This window comes from Janthinobacterium sp. 1L-D-8-B-C4 (assembly GCF_057291295.1).
On record NZ_JBXAVX010000002.1, the window covers coordinates 593,682 to 614,690 of the forward strand.

At 61.5% G+C, this 21,009-nt stretch carries 13 protein-coding genes and 2 pseudogenes; 8 read left to right on the forward strand and 7 right to left on the reverse strand.

The window, feature by feature from the left end; all coding sequences use genetic code 11:
• Positions 1-10: 10 nt before the first annotated feature.
• Positions 11-610 (forward strand): annotated as a pseudogene (locus tag AC0Z42_RS05865) (IS30 family transposase); the annotation flags it as partial.
• Positions 611-1,040: 430 nt separating this feature from the next.
• Here AC0Z42_RS05865 and AC0Z42_RS05870 read toward each other — a convergent pair.
• Positions 1,041-2,027, reverse strand: a complete 987-nt coding sequence (locus AC0Z42_RS05870; protein WP_485467293.1) for a YihY/virulence factor BrkB family protein — start codon at positions 2,025-2,027, stop codon at positions 1,041-1,043.
• Between the two features lie 193 nt (positions 2,028-2,220).
• On the opposite strand from AC0Z42_RS05870, the gene AC0Z42_RS05875 reads away from it, so the two are divergent.
• Together AC0Z42_RS05875 and AC0Z42_RS05880 are read left to right on the forward strand one after the other, a co-directional pair.
• Positions 2,221-4,014 carry a YbhB/YbcL family Raf kinase inhibitor-like protein gene (locus tag AC0Z42_RS05875; RefSeq protein ID WP_485467294.1) on the forward strand — a complete coding sequence of 598 codons (1,794 nt, stop codon included), beginning with the start codon at positions 2,221-2,223 and terminating at the stop codon, positions 4,012-4,014.
• A 154-nt stretch (positions 4,015-4,168) separates the two neighbouring features.
• The gene (locus tag AC0Z42_RS05880) at positions 4,169-5,167 is read left to right on the forward strand and encodes an alpha/beta hydrolase (protein ID WP_485467295.1); all 999 of its coding nucleotides are present in this window, start codon (positions 4,169-4,171) and stop codon (positions 5,165-5,167) included.
• On the opposite strand, the gene AC0Z42_RS05885 is transcribed toward AC0Z42_RS05880, so the two are convergent.
• Positions 5,151-7,448 carry an FdhF/YdeP family oxidoreductase gene (locus AC0Z42_RS05885; protein WP_485467296.1) on the reverse strand — a complete coding sequence of 766 codons (2,298 nt, stop codon included), beginning with the start codon at positions 7,446-7,448 and terminating at the stop codon, positions 5,151-5,153. The two genes, AC0Z42_RS05880 and AC0Z42_RS05885, sit on opposite strands and share 17 nt — an antisense overlap.
• Positions 7,449-7,564: 116 nt before the next feature.
• Between AC0Z42_RS05885 and AC0Z42_RS05890 the strand changes: the two genes are divergently transcribed.
• Together AC0Z42_RS05890 and AC0Z42_RS05895 are read left to right on the forward strand one after the other, a co-directional pair.
• Positions 7,565-8,227, forward strand: coding sequence for a response regulator (locus AC0Z42_RS05890; RefSeq protein WP_485467321.1), 663 nt, complete (start codon positions 7,565-7,567; stop codon positions 8,225-8,227).
• Entirely contained in the window at positions 8,224-9,531 is a 1,308-nt protein-coding gene (locus AC0Z42_RS05895; protein WP_485467297.1) for an ATP-binding protein, read from the forward strand. The genes AC0Z42_RS05890 and AC0Z42_RS05895 overlap by 4 nt, the downstream gene beginning before the upstream one ends.
• Here AC0Z42_RS05895 and AC0Z42_RS05900 read toward each other — a convergent pair.
• On the reverse strand, positions 9,525-9,728 hold the full coding sequence (locus AC0Z42_RS05900) for a hypothetical protein (RefSeq protein WP_485467298.1): 204 nt from the start codon (positions 9,726-9,728) through the stop codon (positions 9,525-9,527). The two genes, AC0Z42_RS05895 and AC0Z42_RS05900, sit on opposite strands and share 7 nt — an antisense overlap.
• A 249-nt stretch (positions 9,729-9,977) precedes the next feature.
• Positions 9,978-10,940, reverse strand: coding sequence for a hypothetical protein (locus tag AC0Z42_RS05905; protein WP_485467299.1), 963 nt, complete (start codon positions 10,938-10,940; stop codon positions 9,978-9,980).
• Between the two features lie 714 nt (positions 10,941-11,654).
• Here AC0Z42_RS05905 and AC0Z42_RS05910 point away from each other — a divergent pair.
• Positions 11,655-14,309 (forward strand): hypothetical protein, encoded by a 2,655-nt coding sequence (locus AC0Z42_RS05910; protein WP_485467300.1) that lies wholly within the window; start codon positions 11,655-11,657, stop codon positions 14,307-14,309.
• A gap of 85 nt (positions 14,310-14,394) precedes the next feature.
• A pseudogene (locus AC0Z42_RS05915) lies at positions 14,395-14,580 on the forward strand (3-methyl-2-oxobutanoate hydroxymethyltransferase); the annotation flags it as partial.
• Here the strand turns inward: AC0Z42_RS05915 and AC0Z42_RS05920 are convergent.
• The 3 genes from AC0Z42_RS05920 to AC0Z42_RS05930 are packed head-to-tail and all read right to left on the reverse strand — an operon-like array spanning position 14,540 to position 19,035.
• Positions 14,540-15,475 carry a LysR family transcriptional regulator gene (locus tag AC0Z42_RS05920; protein ID WP_485467301.1) on the reverse strand — a complete coding sequence of 312 codons (936 nt, stop codon included), beginning with the start codon at positions 15,473-15,475 and terminating at the stop codon, positions 14,540-14,542. The pseudogene AC0Z42_RS05915 and the gene AC0Z42_RS05920 sit on opposite strands and share 41 nt — an antisense overlap.
• Before the next feature lie 4 nt (positions 15,476-15,479).
• Positions 15,480-16,706, reverse strand: coding sequence for an MFS transporter (locus tag AC0Z42_RS05925; protein ID WP_485467302.1), 1,227 nt, complete (start codon positions 16,704-16,706; stop codon positions 15,480-15,482).
• 58 nt (positions 16,707-16,764) lie between these two features.
• The gene (locus tag AC0Z42_RS05930) at positions 16,765-19,035 is read right to left on the reverse strand and encodes a putative bifunctional diguanylate cyclase/phosphodiesterase (RefSeq protein WP_485467303.1); all 2,271 of its coding nucleotides are present in this window, start codon (positions 19,033-19,035) and stop codon (positions 16,765-16,767) included.
• Between the two features lie 748 nt (positions 19,036-19,783).
• On the opposite strand from AC0Z42_RS05930, the gene AC0Z42_RS05935 reads away from it, so the two are divergent.
• A partial coding sequence (locus tag AC0Z42_RS05935) for a ShlB/FhaC/HecB family hemolysin secretion/activation protein (protein WP_485467304.1) occupies positions 19,784-21,009 on the forward strand: 1,226 nt, incomplete at its 3' end.

Here is a 21,009-nt window from a genome sequence, read left to right on the forward strand (position 1 = left end):
TAAACCGTCTCTTAGGCGTGAGCTGATCGCCTGCCTGTGCCACGACAATTAAGTACGCAAACCATGCAGTCGCGGTACCCACCGCCGCAACCAGATTCCCGATATGCAGAGCATCCATATCCGGCGTCCAGAGATCGAAGATCGCCTCATCCGGGGCGCTGGGAGCGCAACGTGATCAAAGGCACTGTCAACCGCTCATCGGTCGGCACACTAGCCGAACGCACCACCGGATTCATGGTCTTGACAAATATGGATAACGCTGTCACCAAGGTCGTCGTGGACGACTTCTCAGGCGTACTCAACCGTGAACCAACGGCCATTCGCAAGACCATGACTTACGGCCAAGGCCGCGAGATGTGTCCGTAAAATACTGATCGAACGTACCGGCATCCACATCTATTTCGCTGACCCGCACAGCCTTTGGCAACGCGGTTCCAAAGAGAACACAAATGACCTGCTACGCCAATGTATGCCAAAGGGTTCGGAACTGTGGATTTACCTCCAAGACGAACTCGACGCCGTCGCGCTCTCGCTCAATACCTGGTTGCATTCTCGCCTCAATTATGAATCGCCAATCGTCCTTTATACTCAGCACATCACGTTGCTATGAGCATCAACCACCACTGTTAATTAACCAAGCGTTGTGCTTGTTCTTTGAAACCGCCGAGCCTTGGGGGGAGGAAGTCTCACTTCAATCAGGTGATCAACTTGTTATAGTGGCACGTGAACCAAAGGACGCATGTGTTCTGAAACTGGAATACGAGCGAGACGCCTTGTTCGCCTATGCAATACAAAATCTAGAGTTATTGCGGCCATCTGACAGTCGCCGGGTGCTTTACAAGTTCACTAAACAGTGGCCCCTTCAGGGAACTGTGTTGCAAGCTGATATGTAGTAAAACTTCTTGATGATGGAAGACCGCTGCTGCTGAGGGGGAGGACCACGCTCAAACGTGGCGATCCCACGGATGTGCAAAATAAAGAGCGGCGCCTGATCGCGCCGCTGCTGCCGAATGATTTTCCGCGCGACAGACAAACCAGCTTTACCCGGGGTTGCGCGACTGGCCCGGCGGTTGCGTGACGGAAGCGCGCTGCCGCCGGCTGCCCAACGTCATCGCATATTCATGCGTAAACAAGGCGCCAAAGAAGAAGATCTGCGCCGAATAATAGATCCAGGTGATCAGCGCGACGATGGAGCCGGCCGCGCCATAGGCATTGCCGAAGTCGCCGTGGCCCAGGTACAGGCCGATCAGCACCTTGCCGCCCATGAACAGGATGGCCGTCAGGATGGCGCCGACGATCACGTCGCCCCAGGCGATCGGCGTGGCCGGCAGGTATTTGTAGATGAAGGCGAAGATGACGGTGACGATTACCATCGACAGGCCGGCCAGCGCATATTGCAGCAGCTTGCCCGGGTCGGTCGGGTCGACCCAACTGCCTTGCAGCGCCGCCAGGCCGGCGTTGACGGCCAGGGTCATCATCAGCATCAGGGCCAGCACCAGCAGCAGGCCGAACGACAGGATGCGCTCCTTTACGAACAGCCATACGCCCGAGCCTTCCGAGGGCGGGATCTGCCACAGTTCGTCCAGGCTTTCTTTCAGTTCCGCAAACGCGCTGGTGGCCGTCACCAGCACGATCACGCCGGAGATGATGCTCGCGGCAAGGCCCTCGTCCGCGCGCTTGGCGCCGGCAATGATGGCTTTCAAGGCGTCGCCGCCCTGGGCGCCGGTCAGGCCGCCCAGTTCCGTCAGCAGGGCGGTGCGCACGGCGTTTTCGTCAAAGAAGATGCTGGCCAGCGCCACCACCAGGATCAGCATTGGCGCCAGCGAAAACAGCACGTACAAGGTCAGCGCGGCCCCCTTGCTGGAAGCACGCCGGCCCAGCCAGGCGTCGGCCGCGGCACGCGCCAGTTGCGCCAGCGCATACAGATAGGACGACCAGCCGCCCTGTTTGACGCGGCTGGCGATGGCGGCCCGGCGCTCGGCCACGCCATCGTGTTGATCGTGTTGCTGGCGAGTGGTAGTTTCCAATTGTCTGTTCCTATGGCAAGTCAACAAGATGAAGCATGTTGCCATGTTGCGCTTTTCATACGCTTCTTCAGTGCGCGTGCGCACGCAAGGGGCAAGTTGGCGCACGATCGGCGGCGATGGCCGCTCGGTTAGATGCCGTACAGAGACGGCCATGTCGCTCACTGACACTGGCAGTTCATACAAGAGGCCCACCATGCGAATTCTTTTTCCCCGTACCATGCCCATCATCGCCGGCACTGTTGCTTTGCTGTTCAATACCGCATACGCCCAGCAGGGCGATGGCACCCATGTCGGCATTGCCGCCGCCATCGTCAAGCCCGACAAGGTGGAGGCGACGCCCGCGCGCATGGCCGGCATCAAGGCGCCGCCCGGCTTTGCCGTCTCGGTGTTTGCCTCGGGCCTGAAAAACATCCGCATCGTGGCCGTCGCGCCCGATGGCACGATCTATGTCAGCCGCCGCGACCAGGGCGATGTGCTGATGTTCAGGGACGCCAACGGCGATGGCCGGCCCGATGGCGCGCCCGTGAAGGTAGCCAGCCGCGCCGGCGCGCACGGCCTGGCGATCCGCGACGGCAAGCTGTACCTGGCCACCGTGAAGGAAGTATTCGTCGCTGACATCCTGCCCGATGGCAGGCTGTCGCCTTTGAAACTGATCATCGGCGACCTGCCCGATGCGGGCCAGCACGCCAACCGTACGCTGGCGTTCGGCCCCGATGGCATGCTGTATATCAGCGCCGGTTCCACCTGTAACACCTGCAACGAAAGCAACCCTGAAAACGCCAGCTTGCTGCGCGCCTCGCCCGACGGCAAGCAGCGCATGATTTTCGCCAGCGGCTTGCGCAATATGATCGGCTTCGACTGGCAGCCGCGCACGGGCGAGTTGTGGGGCATGGACCACGGCATCGATTACCTGGGCGACGACGAGCAGCAGGAAGAGCTGAACAAGATCGAACTGGGCAAGCAGTACGGCTGGCCGCATGTGTATGGCGCCGGCAGCATCTACCCGCAAAGCACGCCGCCGGGCGAGATCAGCAAGGAAGAGTGGAAGGCGCGCAGTACGCCTGCCGTGCTGGGCTACACGGCCCATGCGGCGCCGATGCAGCTGCTGTTCTACCGCGGCGCGAACTTTCCGGCAGAATACCAGGGCGACGCGTTTGTCACCATGCGCGGCTCGTGGAACCGCAGTACGCCGTCCGGCTATGAAATCGTGCGGGTGCGCTTTGCCGATGGCCAGGCGCAGTCGGTCGAACCGTTCGTGAGCGGCTTCCTGACGGACGGCGGCAAGACCCATATCGCGCGCCCGGTCGGGCTGGCGATGACAAAAGATGGCTCGCTGCTGATGGCTGACGACGCCAACGGCGTGTTGTACCGGATTGCCTATGCCGGCGGCGCGGCGCGTGGCGCGATGCTGGCGCAGGCGCCGGCCGGGCCGATGCAGCAGCAGGCCGCGCAAGGCACGAACGTGCCGCTGGCGCTGGTGCGGCCAGAAAGTGCCGGTGGCGCAAAACTGGCAGTGAGCAGCAGCGCCTTTGCCAGCAACGCCATGCTGGCACCCAACTACAGCGAATATGCCGATGGCGTCTCGCCGCCGCTGGCCTGGGCGCCAGTGCCGGGCGCCAGGTCCTACGCCCTGATCATGGAAGACCCCGATGCGCCGCAAAAGCCGTTCGTGCACTGGCTGGCCTGGAATATCCCGGCCGGCGTGACCAGCCTGCCCGAAGGGGTGCAGGAGCAGCCGCGCCTGACCGACCCCGAAGGCGTGCTGCAGGGCCGCACCACGCGCGGCTCGATCGGCTATTACGGCCCGCGCCCGCCGGTGGGCGATCCGGCCCACCATTACCACTTCCAGGTATTCGCGCTCGACACGGTGCTGGCGCTGTCCTTTGGCGCCGACCGCGACCAGCTGCTGCAGGCGATGAGGGGCCATGTACTGGCCAAGGGCGAAGTCGTCGGGCGCTACCAGCAGGTGCGCCCGCCGCTGAAATAATGCTGACAGTGTCTCCTGGTCCGGCCACGTCCGGATCGTTTGCCGCCACGGCGCATACCCGTGGCGGATTTTTTTTGCGCTGCACAGGCGTACGCACGGAAAACCGGCTACTTGCTACAGTATGGTTTTACAGATGAGCAGAGCGGGAGCGGGCATGCCTTTTTCAGAAACAGAGCAGGGTGCTGGAATGGCGTTCGACCAGGCCGCACTGGCGCAGGCGCGCCGCTTCAACCGCCAGCTGAACCGGGCGCCGCGCTTTCGCATACGCAACCGCGTGATGCCGCTGCTGATCCAGTCGCTGCTGCATCTGTCCCAGCTGACCGGCACGCGCAAGCTGGCCAGGGCCGGCATCGGGGTCGAGCGCACGATGGCAGAAGTCGCTGGCCTGGGCGTGCCGGTGCGTATCTTGCGCGGTGCACGCCCCGCGCGCGCCGTGGTGCTTGATTTCCATGGCGGCGGCTGGGTGATCGGCAATGCGCAGATGAACGATGCGCTGAACCTGGCCCTGGTGGCAGCGTGCGACGTGGCGGTGGTTTCGGTCGACTACCGGCTGATGCCAGCGCACACGCTGCAGGCCATGCTGGACGACTGCCTGGCAGCGGCGCGCTGGCTGCTCGATGGCCAGTTTGCAGGGCTGCCCGTGTATGTGCTGGGCGAATCGGCAGGCGGCCACCTGGCGGCGGCGACCTTGCTGCGCCTCAAACAGTGGCCGCAGCTGCTGGCGCGCATCGATGGCGCGGTGCTGTACTACGGCGTGTATGACCTGGCGGGCACGCCCAGCGTGCATGCGGCAGGCAGCGACACGCTGGTGCTGCATGGCCCCAGCATGGTCAGCTCCATGCGCTTGCTGACGCCGGGCCTTGACCAGCAGCAGCGGCGCCAGGCGCCGATATCGCCGCTGTATGGCGACCTGGCCGGCATGCCGCCCGCATTGATGTTCGCCGGCGAACGCGATCCGCTGCGCGACGACACGATGTTGATGGCGCAGCGCTGGCGCGAAGTGGCCGCCGTCGAAGCGCATCTGGTGCCGGAAGGGGCGCATGGCTTTATCCGCTTTCCGATCGAACTGGCGCGCCAGGTGCAGGCGAGGACACATGCGTGGATCAATGCGCGTATCAATCAGCGGATCGGCGCCTTCAGGACGCTGCCTTGACCAGCCTCACCGCAATCGATTTCCCCGCCGGCACCATGCTTTCCAGAGCATGGTGGGCCAACGGCAGCAGCGGGTTGCACTCGGGGTAGTAGCCGGCGATGCAGCCCGGCGGCACGTCGTAGGCCACCAGGCGCAGGCCGTGTACGCGGCGTTCGACGCCGTCCGGCGCCACGCCATGCACGTCGACCAGCGCGCCTTCCGCGAAACCCAGGCGGCTGATGTCGATGGCGTTGACCAGCAGCACGCGACGCGAGCCATAGACGCCGCGAAAACGGTCGTCCTCATTGTAGATGGTGGTATTGAACTGGCTGTCGCTGCGGATGGTAAACAGGCGCAGCACATCGCCGCCCGGCTGCGCCTGGTCCGGATCTTCCAGCAAGGTGCCGGGGGTGATGAAATTGGCCAGGCCGTTCGGCGTTTTCCACACGCGCTGCGCGGCGGGCACGGGCCGGCGGAAACCGCCAGGCTGCCACATGCGCGTATTGAAGTCGTGGAAGATCTGGGGGTACGTGGTGGCAATCGCCTCGCGCACTGTGGCATAGTCGGCCACCCAGGCGTCCCATGGCGCCAGCGCAAAGCGCTCCGGCGGCAGCATGGCGCGCGCGAGAGCAGCGACGATCGCCGGCTCCGAGCGCAAGGTGGCGGCGGCCGGTTCGGCGCGGCCGCGCGAGCCGTGCATGCAGCCGGTGCTGTCCTCGACCGAGACGGCCTGCTCGCCGCTGGCCTGGCGGTCGATCTCGATGCGCCCCAGGCAGGGCAGCAGGTAGCATACCGCGCCCGGCACCAGGTGGCTGCGATTGAGCTTGGTGGCGATCTGCACCGACAGGCGCAGCTTGTTCCAGGCCGGTTCCAGCACATCGGTGTCGGGCGCAGCGCGCAGGAAATTGCCACCCAGGCTGATGAAAGCCTGCACCGAGCCATTGAGCAGGCCTTCGCAGGCGGTAACGGTGTTCAGGCCCTTGCTGCGTGGCGGCTCGAAGCCATATTGTTTTTTCAATTGATCGAGCGGCGCCAGTTCCGGTTTTTCCGTGATGCCGACCGTGCGCTGGCCCTGCACGTTCGAGTGGCCGCGCACCGGGCAGATGCCGGCGCCCGGTTTGCCGATATTGCCGCGCAAAAGCAGGAAATTCGACAGCATCTGCACGTTCTGCACGCCATGGCGGTGCTGGGTCAGGCCCATGCCGTAGACGCCGATCACACGCTCGCTGCGTGCATAGGTTTGCGCCGCCGTTTCCAGGTCGGCGCGGCCCAGGCTTGACTCGCGTTCGATGTCGGGCCACGAGGTGGCGCGCACCGCAGCGGCAAAGTCCTCGAAACCCGAGGTATGTTCGGCCAAAAATGCCGCGTCCAGCACGCGCGGCGCACCGTTTGCCTGCGCCGCATCGTCGGCCTCGACCAATGCCTTGCACAAGCCCATCAGGGCCGCGCTGTCGCCGCCCGCCTTCACCTGCAAATACTGGGTGGTGATCCGGGTTTCGGCGGTGCTCAGCATCTCTGCAGGTGACTGCGGATTGGCAAAGTGCAGCAAACCGGTTTCCCGCAGCGGATTGAAAGTGATCACCGGCACGCCGCGCTGGCGCGCCGCTTGCAACTGGTGCAGCATGCGCGGGCTGTTGGTGCCCACGTTCTGGCCAAAGAAAAAGATACAGTCGGTTTGTTCGAAGTCGTCCAGTACCACGGTGCCGATCGGCACGCCGATGGTCTTCGGTAGCGCCACCGAGGTGCTTTCGTGGCACATGTTGGAACTGTCGGGCAGGTTGTTATTGCCGTACATGCGCGCCGCCAGTTGATACATATACGAGGTTTCCAGCGAGGCGCGTCCGGAACTGTAGAACACCACGCTCGCTGGTGCCATGGCGCGCAATTCGGCGCCGATTTCGGCAAACGCCGTTTCCCAGCTGGTTTCCACATAACGGTCGCTTGCCGCATCCCAGCGCATCGGCACCGTCAGCCGGCCCACGCTTTCCAGTTCATGGTCGGTCCAGCTGCGCAAGTCCTTCAGCGTGTGCTGACTGAAAAAGTCGCTGCCGATCTTCTTGCTGGTGATTTCCCAGGCCGTGGCCTTGGCGCCGCTTTCGCAAAATTCGAACGGGTGCGGGGTGGCCGGCTTGGCCCAGGCGCAGCTGACGCAGGCATAGCCGTCGGTCTTATTCTGGTGCAACATCAAGCTGCCACCCTTGAACAGTACGCCTTCAGTCAGCAGCGCGGCGCCCACTTCCTTGACGGATCCCCAGCCGCCAGCAGGGTGGGGATAGGGTTCGGGATGGCTGGCGTTGCTCATGGCGGGCTCCACAGTAATTGGTTATCGACCGAACGGTACGTGCGATTGCGGCCCGGCTCTGTGCTGCGCTTAACAGTAGGGGTAAGATGGCGGTACTGACAAACAAGGGGTATGCGGTGCGATTGCTGCTGGTGGAAGATGATCCGATGATCGGCGAGAGCCTGGTCGATGGCCTGCGTGGCGAAAGCTATGCGGTGGACTGGGTGCGCGACGGCCGCGAGGCGCAGCTTGCGCTCGACGGTTTCGAGTACGACCTGATGCTGCTCGACCTGGGCCTGCCCGGCATGCAGGGCATGGACGTGCTGCGCGCGGCGCGCAAGCGCGGCGCCGACCTGCCGGTGCTGATCATCACGGCGCGCGACGGCACGCCGGCACGCGTCGCGGGCCTGGACGCGGGCGCCGATGATTACCTGGTCAAGCCTTTCGATCTTGACGAGCTGCTGGCGCGCCTGCGCGCCTTGTTGCGCCGGCGCAGCGGCCATACGCGCTCGGTGATCGAACACGGCGGGCTGGTGCTGGACCTGGCCAGCCACGAGGCGACGTTTGACGGCGTGCCCGTGAAGCTGGCGCGGCGCGAGTTTTCCGTGTTGCGCGCCTTGCTCGACAGTCCGGGCAAGGTGATCACCAAGAGCCAGTTCGAGGAAAAACTGTACGGCTGGGACAGCGAAGTGGAAAGCAATACCGTCGATGTCTATATCTACCAGCTGCGCAAGAAGTTCGGCGCCGATTTCATCCAGACGGTGCGCGGCGTCGGCTACAAGATCCGGGTGGCGCCATGACCAGCATCCGCCACCGCCTGCTGCTTGGTTTGCTTGGCGCGACCCTGCTGTGCGTGCTGGGCGCCGGCGCCGCGCTGTACTTTTCGCTGCTGGAAGAAACCAATGAAATCGGCGACCTGCAGTTGCGCCAGCTGGCGGTGGCTGTGCCAGGCGAATTCGCGCCCGATACGGGCCGCCCGTCGCCGCAGGACCCGGAAGAAGCGTTCGTGCTGCAGTCGTGGGATGCGCGCGGCACGCTGCTGTATGCGGCGGCCGGCAAACCGCAATTGCCGCGCTACGCACTGGACGGCTTTACCAGGGTGAAAGTGAACGGCCTGCGCTGGCGCCTGTATGGCGAAACGCGGCGCGGCCGCTATGTGCAGGTGGCGCAGACCATGAACGTGCGGCGTCACCTGGCGCTCAATATGGCCTGGCGCGCCGGTTCGCCCCTGCTGGTGTTCGCGCTGCTGCTGGCGCTGATGATCGTGGTGGTGGTGCGGCGTTCGCTGCAGCCGCTGGACCGGCTGGCCGACAGCGTGGCGGGACGCTCGCCTGATGCGCTGACGCCGTTGCCGACGCAGCAGATGCCGCCCGAACTGCGGCCGGTGGTGCTGGCCCTGAATGGCCTGATGCAAAAATTCGACGAAGCGATAACGGCGCAGCGCACCTTTGTTGCCGACGCGGCGCACGAACTGCGCTCGCCGCTGACGGCGCTCAAATTACAGTTGCAGGTGGCCGAACGGGCCACCAGCGACGCGGCGCGCAGCGTGGCCCTGAGAAAGCTGCATGACCGGCTCGACCGCAGCACGCACCTGGTGCGCCAGTTATTGAGCCTGGCCCGCCACGAAGCGGCGCTGGCGCCCAACAAGCTGAAAACCGTGGACCTGGGGCAGTTGCTGGCCGGCGCCGTGGCCGACCATGGCGCGCTGGCCGACAGCCGCGAGATCGACCTGGGTGTGGTAACGCCGGCGCAAGTGCTGGTCGAAGGCGACCCGGACGGCTTGCAGGTGCTGCTCAATAACCTGGTCGACAATGCCTTGCGCTATACGCAGCCGGGCGGCACGGTGGACCTTGAAGCCGCCTGCCTCGACGGGCGCGCCATGCTGCGCGTGCGCGACAACGGCCCCGGCGTGCCGGAAGAGCATCGCGCGCGCCTGTTCGACCGCTTTTACCGCCCTGACGGCAACGACGCCTGGGGCTGCGGCCTGGGCCTGTCCATCGTGCGCAATATCGCCGACCATCACCAGGCCGGCATCGAACTGGCCGAGAGCAGCGCGGGCAGGGGTCTGTGCGTGACGGTGTGGTTTGCGGCTGCCGCTCAATAGTCCTTGCAGGTGGCCTCGTCGAAGGCCGGATAGCCGGCGCTTGGCAGCTTGTTTATCCACTGCCGCAGGAAGTTGCGCGCATCGGGCCGCACCGCATACTGGCCATCGTCGATCAGGATGGTTTCAAGGCGGCTCAGTTCCTGGCACGTCAGGCGCGGCTCCTGCATCGCCAGCAGCATCGCCAGTATTTCCGGCATCGCCTGCGCCGCCCCCTAATGCGCAGCGGACGCACCGGTTCCGAGCTCGACGCTGCACGGTTCTTCGATCCTGACGAAAGTCATAGTTCTCACCTGTTGAGTGACCAAAATGCCGGATAATCTTGGCTCAACAAGGTACCGCCTAGTCGCTCAGTTGGGTTGATTCCTCGGCCGTAAAAGCGACGGCAAACTCTTCGTCTAGAGCACGGACTTGCAGCTGTAATTTATTTCCTCTAAAGAAGTATGTGGTCATGTCGAACCTTGGAAAATAGCAACGATTTTTTGCTTTAGGGCTGCATTGCAAAAATCCTCCATGTCCATCATGCTAATCAAGGCATCGATCTGTGCCTCGCTTCGATATTCATATGCCATTAGCCGCTCAATTTGATTTTTTGATAAATACTTTCCGATATGCTGAAACGGATTTATATTCTTCGGAGTATGTGAAAGAATAATATTCCAGCTCATTTCTTTCGTAATTCCTGAATAGAGTCGCTCGTATTCAAGGTAGGTCTTAAAGAGTGACGCGTATTCATTAAGGACGGCTCCTTTGTGCCAAGCATAGAAGTCTTGAACTTGCTTTTGGTAAGTTGAAAAAACTTCATATATGTTGATTGCATTTTCAACATTGGCTATAAAATTTTTTGCTGATCTAGACCATCCACCCCAAGCCAATAGTTCTTCCTTTGATACTAAGAAAAAAGCATCTCGAGATTTGATGTCGAAATTATGCGTGATGTTCCAATTTGTTTGCGCGATTCGCCAATGAGTATTGTAGTTTCGTAGTCCCTGAAGAAAATCGTGCAATCCTGGAGTAGAAAATATTTTCTTTATTTGATCACTGTAGCATTGTACCGGTGTTTTTCGCTCAAAATTCCTCGCATGCTCTACTAATGCCATAAGCGAAGAAGTGCAATAAAACACTTTTTTCTTGACTTCGCGGTTATGCAGCTCCGCATGGTTTACATTGTTGCTTTGCCAGAATATTGAATTTTTGCTCCGTTCTCCAAAAAGGCAGATTTCATCCAGTAAATCTGTTGTGCTGGTTTCAAAAATCCATAAGCTATCTTCAAGTTCATGCAATTCACGCCACAACTTTCCGCCAGCAATGCTCTCAATAGCTGCTTTAGCGTCTGTGAAGTTGTCCATAATGGCACGTTGAATCATCGAACGAGTCCATGGATGGGGGACAGTATCAAGATAGCGGCTCATGGGCTTTGATATTTCTTCGAAGGAGTAATCGCTAAAAATTTAAAAAGGGATGTTTTCACGAAGCGCTACGATTGGTATAGTGCAGGAAGTATAATTGATCAGAAAATGCATGATGTTTGATGTAATCTGAAGTGGATGATTAATCTTATTCCTATTCCTCTCCTTTGGCTATCAGTGCGGTTGGCACATGGCGGCGCGCGTACGTGGCATCAGCGCCACTACGGTACGGTTGGCGGCTTGCAACTCGCTGCATGGCTTCGGATGCCGTTTACGCAATGTAGGCAAGTGCCTCGGGTAGGATAATCTCATATATCAGGGCATGCGGAGGTTCAACGAGCCTGCCAGCGTGCGGAATGGCTTGTGGTCTATCGCTACGCAGAGCTGGCCCAGCACGGTACCGAACAGCCAGGAGCGTTACCGATAGCTGCAGCGCGTCGCCATGTCGACTTGGGAGAGGCGCAGCGCGCAATCCTGCCGCCAGCGAATGGATGCCTTCCTCCACCATCAGCGACATAACAAGGTTGCCACCTTCTGCATGGAGGTTTCCGGCCGCATGGGCTATCGCGTTGATAATACTGCGGCTCCTAGGCTGATGAGACATAATGAGCGAACGTCCTGTGGGTAGCCGTTGTACTGAACGCCTCCTAATATCGCAGTTTTACTAACCGACGGATACCTTTCACACTTTTGCAAATGCCCGAAATTCTACCCACCATGGAAAATATAAACGTAGTCGACAAGGCGCAGCTGCGCCGTATAGAGGTTTTACACAAAAGTTTTCTTTACCAACATTTATATTGTGTAGCCTGCCTGCTTATGGTGGGGCAACTGCGCTGGACCCGCATGCGGGTAGAGGTGGACGAGGACCTGGAGTTGGAGTTCACGGATCGCTACCTCTATGTGCAAGTCAAAACCCGCGAAACGCTGATACATTTTTCCCACATCGAATCAGCACTGGAGCGATTTGGGCAGTATCGCGCTTTACACATTTCTGGAGGCAGGACTGGTCAACCTGAATTTGTCCTGGCGTTGAACCGGGAGCCGGCACCTGGACTAAGCGGCCGTATCGCTGCAGGGGAGTTTCCGCCGGACGTTCTCTTCATGCGGCCAGGTCATACCAACCCGGAACTGCCGCCGTTGTGGGCGGATACCCAGGAGGCGTACAACTGGTGTGTCGCTAGAGCCGAAATGCTGCCGTTCATCATGGTTGCACCAGATGTCTTGGTTCAAAACCTGGCAGGCGCTATGATGCAAATGGCTGCGGGACTCGACGATTTCGCCCGGCACGAAATCACGTGCGGACAGGCGAGCCAGATGCTCGAACAGTTTGTGCAGCATGTGCACGAGTTTCCGGCTCCGCCACTCAACTACCGTCCACAGGACAACGAGCCACCGCTTGCCACTGATTCACGAATTAGGCTGATCATGGGCTTCTCGGGTGCAGGAAAAACGTCGTGGGCCGCGCAAGCGGCATTGGCGGATGCGCAGCCACACGCCTATTTCGACGTGGCGGACCTTCCCAGCTCGTCCATAGCGCGTGCACTTGCAAGAGAACTTAGTGCGCGCTGGCTCAGCAAAAACCCAGATGGACGCCATGCAGTCGCAAGCGATGCTTTATCGGGCGTGGAAGCACTGAGTGTGGTGGCCACATCCCTAAAAGCGCAGCAACAGATTCATACCGTTGTAGTCGATAACGCACATCGATTACAGGTTGAGGACGCGCGAGCAATTGTGGGGGCGATCGAGAATTTGCGACTCGTATTTCTGGCACAGCCCACGGCGGAGTTGGATCAACTGAGTGCCGCGTTGGATGTTGAGCCAGAAACACTCCAAGGCTGGGGGTGTGACTCTATCGGCTACGAGGCTTCCGCACAAGAGTGCACGGTCAGCATCGCGACTGCGTTGCGGATCCGAGTTCTCACGGGAGGTCTTCCGCTTTACGTGCGCAGTGCCATCTCCGTGGCCAAAAAAGAGTACGACGGGGACTTAACGGCGTTCTGCGATGCGTTTGAAGGTAAGTCGCTCAGCACTGACACCAGACAGCACACACTTTTGACAGTCGTATTCAACGGACTCGATGAGGCTTCTAAACACGTACTTGCATGTGCCAGCCTCTCCGATGTTCCACTTACCGCCGAGGAAATCGCAGGTGTGGTGGGGGAAGCATTCTTGCTCGATCGATTGATCGTAGTACGGAAACTTCGTTCACTCCGCACCCGTGGTTTGTTGCAGGCCTATGGAAGCCAGCGCAGCAAGGTGCACGACGCGATGCGCCCGATCGCCCTTGATCATTTGATCGAAGAACCCATGGCTGGGCGGCATGCCAGGGTATTCCTACTCGATTTGGTCGAACGGTCTCTCGAGAACGATCACGAAAAGGAGCGTTTTCCTCTGTTTGTAAAACTGTTGATCGAACTTAAGGAGGTAGCTAAACTGGCAGAGCTAGGCACCGCAGAGGCATTTCACGAAGGCGCCGGTTTCCCGGAGATGTGGCCGGTACTTGAGGGCGGGGCAAATAACCTTGCCTTGACGGCTGAAGTTCGATTTGAGTGCTTGGATGCACTGCTGTACTACCGCCAAAGACATGGTCCGGAGGAAACCGTCTCGCCGCTATTAGAGCAGATGGAGGTGCTGATCGATAACGGATTGGCTGATGGCCGATCTCGCCTCGTGTTCCTCCAAAAAAGCGTAATTTATTGGGCTTTTAAAGGCGAGGAAGCCAAAGTTCAAAAAATGATTGCCAAAGCACAAGCCTTGCTGCCCGATAATGCATCATATCGTCGAACTTTTGCTTACAACGCAGCGCTTGCATGGTGGAAGATTTCGAGATTTGCTAGTGCTGAAAAAATACTTAATACTCTAGTGACCGAATATATTGCAATCTTATCTATAAATATCACTGAGTTGATGTCAAATCCTGCTTTATACGCGGCAAGGGTTCGAGCAAACGACGAATACGGAACAGATTGCAAACATCTCGCAGATTGCTATGATGTTCTTGCGCGGGTCCTAGAGAAATTGCGCAAGCCACAAACGGGACCGCGAAAAATTGCTGTTCGTCTCTTCGAGATCACTGGATCATGGGATTCGGTCGTACGGGTAGGGGTTGATCTTGTCCACCAGCATTTAGATAAAGGTGAGTTTCCGCAAGCCTTGAGGCTTGTGAGCGAATCCCTGCCAGAGGTTGTATACCGTTTTGGAGTGGTGCGTCACACGATCGAGATGCGTTGTCTTCACGCACATATTTTAGGAAAAATGGGGCAGATCGCTGCTGCCCGGGAGGTACTGAAGACAGTTGATCCTTTTCTTGGTTCCGAGCCTATCGAAGTGCGACGCGAGGCTGCGCGGCTTACAAAATTTCTTCGATAACTAGTTTAACTATAAGGCCACAGTTAGTGAGAGCCTAAGCTGCCGAGTATGACGCTTTCATCGGCGCCGAAGCCTATGAACTGGCGGCGCGGGCCCTGCCTGCTCCGGGCAGATCCTGGTGATTCACGACATGCTGGACGTCTTTCCCGGCAAAAAAGCGCGTTTCGTGCGCAACTTCCTGCAGGGGCAGGCCGGCATCGACGGCGCGTTCGGCGCCTATGTGCAGGCCGTCAGGGAAAGTGCGTTTCCGGCGCCAGAGCACTGTTTTTAAGCGCGCTGCCGGGCGGCTGGCCGGCAGCGAGGGCCTGGTGGATGGCGCCGAACAGAGGCTCGTGCGCGCGGCTGGCCAAATGGGCGAACAGCTGGCTGACGGCCGGATGGACCACGCACAGCAGGTCGACTTCGCCCTGGCGCTGCGCTTCGAGCGCGGTGTCGCCATGCAGCAGGCCGATGCCCAGGCGCTGGGCCAGCATCGGGCGCATCACGCTTTCTCGGTCGATGCTGATAATGCGGCGCGGGCGGAACCGGTGGGCCTGGAACAGCTGCTCGGCGGCGCTGCCGCAGCACAGGCTGGCCGGCGCGAAGATCCACGGCAGTTCCCCCAGCGCGGCCCAGTCCAGCGGTGCGCCAGGGTCGACCATGCCGGCCGGCGCGGCCAAGTAGATGGGAAAGCGCGCCATTTCGCGCGTGGCCAGGTCGTCGCCGGGCGTGCGCGCTTCGTTGTAGAAGCCGGCGTCCAGCACGCCGCTGCGGATGGCGGCCAGGGTGCTGCTGGAGCTGCCGTATTCCAGCGATACTTCGACGTCAGGATGGTGTTCGGCAAAGCGCCGCAGCAACCTGCCGATCAGCGCCGTGGCAGATTGCCCGCCGATGCCCATGCCGATCCGCAGGCGGCCGGCCAGCCGGCCCCTCAGCATGGCCGCCTCGTCGATCAGCGCGCGGTGACTGGCGATGGTGTGCTCGGCCATGGCCAGAATGCGCTGGCCGTGGCTGGTCAAACGCATGCCGCGCGCGGTGCGTTCGAACAGGGCCAGGCCCAGGTCGTCTTCCATGCCCTTGATATGGGCGCTGACGGCGGGCTGGCTCAGGAACAGGCGTTCGGCGGCGCGCGTGATGCTGCCTGCACGCGCCACGCAGGCAAAGGTTTTCAGGTGCAGGATGTCCATCTGGCTATGGTAGCGTCATTTTGTGCCGCTCGCCGCGCCGTGCAATCGCCAGCGCGGCGATGAGCACGACGGCTGCCACGGCAAAGGCGGCGTGCATGCCGCGCGCGACGGCGTCGCCCGGCGCCAGCGTCACGTCGCCGCCGGCCGCCAGGGCGAATACGCCGGCCATCAGCGAAGCGCCGGCCACCAGGCCCAGGTTGCGCGACAGGCTCATCCAGCCGGCCACGCCACCGCGCCAACCAGGCGCCACGCCCGTCATTATGGCCGTGTTGTTGGCGGCCTGGAACAGCGCATAGCCAGCCGTCAAGGCTATCAGCGGCAAGGCATACGCGGCCACGCCCAGGCTGGCCGGCAGCAGCGCCAGCGTCAGGCAGGCCAGCGCCGCGCACAGCAGGCCGGCCTGGAGCATGCGCTGCGCGCCATGGCGGTCGACCAGGCGCCCGGCCGGCACGCCGCATAGCGCGGCGGCCAGCGGCCCCAGCGCCAGCACCAGTCCGCTCACGGCGCTGTCCAGTTGCAGGCCGCGCGCCAGGTAGAACGGTCCTACCACCAGCGTCGTCATCATGACGATCGATACCAGCGCGCTGGCCACCAGCCCCGCCACCAGCGCCGGCTGGCGGCGCAGGTCCAGGCGCGGCGCCCGCAAGCCGGGCGCTAGCGGGCCCTCGGGCAGGTAGCGCCACGCCAGCAGCAGCGCCAGGCCGGCCAGTGGCACATTGACGAGGAACAGCGACGGCCAGCCGTAACGGGCCAGCAGCAGGCCGCCCAGCGCCGGCCCCAGGGTGGTGCCGAGGGCCGACATGCTGCCCAGCATGCCCATGGCGCTGCCCGCGCGCTGCTGGCTGACGGCGCCGGCCGCCATCGCCATGGCCAGCGCCAGCATGACGGCCGCGCCGGCGCCCTGCGCGATGCGCGCCGCCACCAGCAGCGGCAAATTGGGCGCCAGCGCGCAAAAAAGCGAGGCCACGGCGAACAGGGTGATGCCGGCCAGCAGCAAACGGCGCCGGCCCAGCCGGTCGCCCAGGCGGCCGGCCCAGACGGAAAGAACAGTCACGGCCAGCAGGTAGGCCAGCACTACCCACTGCACCTGTTTGAACGGCGCCTGCAGGCTGGCGGCGATTGCGGGCATGCCGATATTGGCGATGCTGGCGCCCAGCGCCGGCAGCAGCGTGGCGAGCGACAGGGCGGCCAGCGCACCGCGCGCGGCGGGTGTCACGGTAGAAGTTTGCATGAGGGTTCCATCGGAAAGATGGTCCACCTTACGCCGCCGCCCGATGGCGGGCAAATCGTCAATCTGGAGTCGTTACCTCAGGAAAACCGAGGGCTTGCAAACCGTGGGCTTGCAGCAGCGCCTGCGCCGTCATCGGCCTGGCAATATGGTAACCCTGCAGATAATGGCAGCCCATCGCCTGCAGGAGGGCGGCCTGGGCGGCGTTTTCCACGCCTTCGGCCACCACCTCCATGCCCAGGCTGGCGCCCATGGCGACGATGGTGGTGGCCAGGCTGCGGCCGCGCGCGTTGTGTTCGATCTGCAGCACGAAGGAACGGTCGATCTTCAGCGTGTCGAGCCGGAAGCGGGCCAGGTAGGCCAGCGAGGAATAGCCGGTGCCGAAGTCGTCCAGCGACAGGCTCACGCCCAGTGCGCTCAGGCGCGACAGCGCCACTTGCACCCGGTCGGTATCGTCGAGCAGCACGCGCTCGGTCAGCTCCAGCTCCAGCCGCCTCGCCGGCAGGCCGTGCGCATCGAGCGCGTGCCGCACCTGGTCGGTAAAGCCGGGGTCGAGCAATTGTTTCGCCGACACGTTGATGCTGACGATCACTTCGCCCATCTCGTCCTGCCACTGCGCCAGCTGGCGGCACGCCGCCTGCAGCACCCAGTGGCCCAACTCCACGATCAGCTCGCTGTCTTCCGCCACCGGGATGAAGCGGTCGGGCGGCACCATGCCCAGCTGCGCGCTGTGCCAGCGCAGCAGCGCTTCCACCTTGCGCAGCTGCCGCCCGTCGGCCGTGACGATGGGCTGGTAGACCAGTTGCAGTTCATTCGCCGCGATGGCCGAACGCAGTGCGCCGTCGATCGTCAGGGCTTCCCTGGCGTGCGCCGTCATGCTGTCGTCAAAAAAGCGCAGGTGGCCGCGGCCCGCTTTTTTTGCCTCGTACATGGCGATATCGGCATTGCGTATCAGCGCGTCGGCGCTGGCGCCATGCTGCGGATGGCAGGCCACGCCGATGCTGGCCGAGACCGACAGGGCCTGCAGCGGCAAGCTGAACGGCGCCGCCAGGGCGTCGAGGATGCGCTGGCCGACCACGCGCGCCATGGCCTCGCCAGCACCAGGCAGCACGATAATGAATTCATCGCCGCCGAAGCGCGCCACGATGGCCTGCGCCGGCAGCAGGCCCTGCAGGCGCAGCGCGAACTGACACAGCAGCTGGTCCCCTGTTTCATGGCCGAAGGTGTCGTTGATGCGCTTGAAGCGGTCGAGGTCGATAAAGAACAGCGCGCAGTCGCCACCCGCCTGCCGGGCCTGTTGCACGCAGCGTTCCAGCTCCTGCAGCAGGCCGTGGCGGTTGAACATGCCCGTCACGGGATCATGGTGGGCCGCGCGATGCAGCAGAGCATCCTTTTTTTGCCGCTCGCTGATATCGAACAGCTGCACCATGCAATACAGCTGGCCGCTCTCGATATACGGCGAGGCGATCGATTCCAGCGGCACCTGCTGGCCGTCCGGCAAGGTGATGCTGGCCATTTCGATAAATGGATAGGCGCCATGCGCCAGCTCGAAACGACGGAAATAGGCGGCCGCGGCAGCGCGCGTATCGAACAGCCGTTGATCGACCACGTGCGTGCCGATCAGGGCGGCGGCATTCGCCCGGCCCAGCAGTGTGGCGCAGCGTTCATTGGCCACCTGGATCTGGCCGCTGCTATCGTGGATCAGGAAGCCACTGCTGAGGCTGTCGATGGTGTGCACGTAGCGATGGCGGATTTTCTCCTGCACCGCATGAATCAGGCACAGCATGTAAATGGTCTTGATGGTGATCGAGTACACGAACCAGGATTCGTAGTCGGGTGGTATCCAGCCCAGCGAGTTGGCCAGGTTGTAGAGGCCGCGCACGATCAGCACCATGCCCAGGAAACGATAGCGGTTGCGATGCAAGCCCAGCCTCAGGCCCGACCACACCATCGCCGAACCCAGAGCGGCGGCCGTCATCCATTGCGCGCGCAGCGGCTGGCCTTCCCAAAAGCCGTACAGGCCAATGACGGCCAGGCCGCATGCCAGCATGAGCGGACGCAGATGGCGTCGGTGCAGATGGCCGAGGAAATACTCGGTGCCAGCGACAAAGCCGGCCACGGCGCCGCACAAGCTCAGTGCCGCGAACAGATAGTGCATCGATGAGCGCTCGCCGAGTATCCAGCTGGCCGAACCGAGGCTGAGCGACAGCTGGCCGCCGGCCCACAGCAGCGCATGCCATTCGCTGCGCTGCCTGGCCCACAGAAACAGCAGGATGGCGATCAGGATGGCGTCTGCCGCCATGGAAAACAGGATATAGGTCTGTGATGTCATGCGTGCCCGGATGATCGCCAGGGCCGGAAGAGTAAGTTACTGTTGGTCCATGGCAGCCTCATCTTACCTCAGGCCATGGGCTTGCGATAGGACCATACCGCGCGGCAGGACCAGGGTCGCCACCAGGCCGTGGCTGGGCCTGACGGGACATTCCATAATCTGACATGTGGGCGCAGGACTGAGCATTTGGAGGTGATTTATTTTGCAATTATGTGAATTATGGCGGAAAGGCACGCTGTAACAATTGTAAACTCGGTTTTCATGACGTAAAAATAACGCTGTTTTATATTTCTGCAATGAAATAATTTTATTCGGCATTGCGGTGCGAGTGTTGTTTTATGGCCCAGTCCGCAAGCATGCCACGGCCTGTCACGGGCAATGCCTGACGCTGCAAAGGCTGATCTGCTCTCGCTTTGCGGCGGTGGAAAGCTCTGTCAGCGGCACTTCATCCACACGCAGATCGCTGCAAAAATTGATTTATGTTCCATCTGGAAATACTCAGTTACAATCTCCAATGTTACTTAAAAGAATTTCTTCTTTTTGGAGAAAGAAAATTTAACATTGTTATGTAAATGAACTTTCCTCCATCCCCTTGTCCCACGGCCTGCTGCAGGTCGCTTGTTGCATCTGTTGCCACCGCGCCCGCGACGTGGCCTGTCCCTACTACTGCTGTATTAATGCTGCTGTTGCCAGCCAGGCTGCGCGCCCTTGCGCGCAGCGTGCTGCCGAGCGCGTGGAAATCATGACCGTGAACGCCAAACTCCTCCCCCTGACCTTGCTATTGTTGATCCAGGGCGCTTACGCCCAGCAACCGACCGCCGGCAGCCAGCTGCAGCAGATTCCTGTCGCGCCCCAGTTGCCGAAAGCAGCGCCCGCGATTCGCGTGCAGCGCGGCGATGTGCCGGCCGCCATCGTTGGCGACAGCACCCGCATCAAGGTAGAGCGTTTGCAGATCGCCGCGCCGCCGGTGTTTGCGGAAAGCGAACTGGTCGCCGCCAGCGGCTTCGTGCCCGGCAGCGAACTGACGTTGGCGGAACTGCGCACTCTGGCCAGCCGCATTGCCAGCTATTACCAGACGCGCGGCTATTTCCTGGCGCAGGCGTATCTGCCGGCGCAGGACATCAAGGATGGCGTGGTGCAAGTGACGGTGCTGCCGGGTACGTATGGGCAAGTGCAGCTGCGCAATAAAAGCAATCTGTCCGACGGCCTGGCGCACAGCATATTGAGCGGTCTTGACGGCGAAGTGGTTGCCACCACGCCGCTGGAACGGCGCCTGCTGCTGCTGTCCGATTTGCCGGGCGTGCAGGTCAGCTCAACCCTGGCGCCGGGCGCCTCCTTGGGTGCGTCCGACCTGATCGTCGACGTGCTGCCGGGTGCGCGCTTCAACGGCAGCGTCGATGTCGACAACCAGGGCAACCGCTACACGGGCCGCAACCGCATCGGCGCGACCGTCAATATCAATGAACTGGCCGGCATCGGCGACGTCGCCACCGTGCGCGCGTTCACCTCGACCGACGGCCTGAACTATGTGCGCGCGGCCTACCAGGGTCAGGCCGGCCTGCTGCGCTTGGGCACGGCCTACACCCATATGGACTACAAGCTGGGCAAGGAATTTGCCGTGCTGGAGGCCAAAGGCACGGCAAAGATCGCCAGCGTCTACGCCAGCTATCCGCTGATCCGTTCGCGCGCCGGCAGCCTGTACGCGCAAGTGAACTATGACAGCAAGGATTTCCAGGACAAGACCGAATCGACCGGCAGCGTCAACGACAAGACGGCCAAGATCTGGATGCTCAATCTCAATGGCGACAGCAGGGATGGCGCTGGTGGCGGTGGCATCAACAATTACTCGCTGACCTATACCACCGGCAAGATCGATATCGAAACGCCGGTGGCGCGCCTGATCGACCTGTTGACGGTGGACACCCACGGCAGCTTCCACAAGCTCGGCCTGACCGCGTCGCGCCTGCAAAGCCT

Excerpts from the sequence above, each read along its gene's own strand:
- AC0Z42_RS05925 (WP_485467302.1), bottom strand. The coding sequence starts at position 16,706 with ATGCAAACTTCTACCGTGACACCCGCCGCGCGCGGTGCGCTGGCCGCC.
- AC0Z42_RS05875 (WP_485467294.1), top strand. The coding sequence starts at position 2,221 with ATGCGAATTCTTTTTCCCCGTACCATGCCCATCATCGCCGGCACTGTT.
- AC0Z42_RS05910 (WP_485467300.1), top strand. The coding sequence starts at position 11,655 with ATGGAAAATATAAACGTAGTCGACAAGGCGCAGCTGCGCCGTATAGAG.
- AC0Z42_RS05905 (WP_485467299.1), bottom strand. The coding sequence starts at position 10,940 with ATGAGCCGCTATCTTGATACTGTCCCCCATCCATGGACTCGTTCGATG.
- AC0Z42_RS05880 (WP_485467295.1), top strand. The coding sequence starts at position 4,169 with ATGCCTTTTTCAGAAACAGAGCAGGGTGCTGGAATGGCGTTCGACCAG.
- AC0Z42_RS05895 (WP_485467297.1), top strand. The coding sequence starts at position 8,224 with ATGACCAGCATCCGCCACCGCCTGCTGCTTGGTTTGCTTGGCGCGACC.
- AC0Z42_RS05900 (WP_485467298.1), bottom strand. The coding sequence starts at position 9,728 with ATGCCGGAAATACTGGCGATGCTGCTGGCGATGCAGGAGCCGCGCCTG.
- AC0Z42_RS05885 (WP_485467296.1), bottom strand. The coding sequence starts at position 7,448 with ATGAGCAACGCCAGCCATCCCGAACCCTATCCCCACCCTGCTGGCGGC.
- AC0Z42_RS05930 (WP_485467303.1), bottom strand. The coding sequence starts at position 19,035 with ATGACATCACAGACCTATATCCTGTTTTCCATGGCGGCAGACGCCATC.
- AC0Z42_RS05920 (WP_485467301.1), bottom strand. The coding sequence starts at position 15,475 with ATGGACATCCTGCACCTGAAAACCTTTGCCTGCGTGGCGCGTGCAGGC.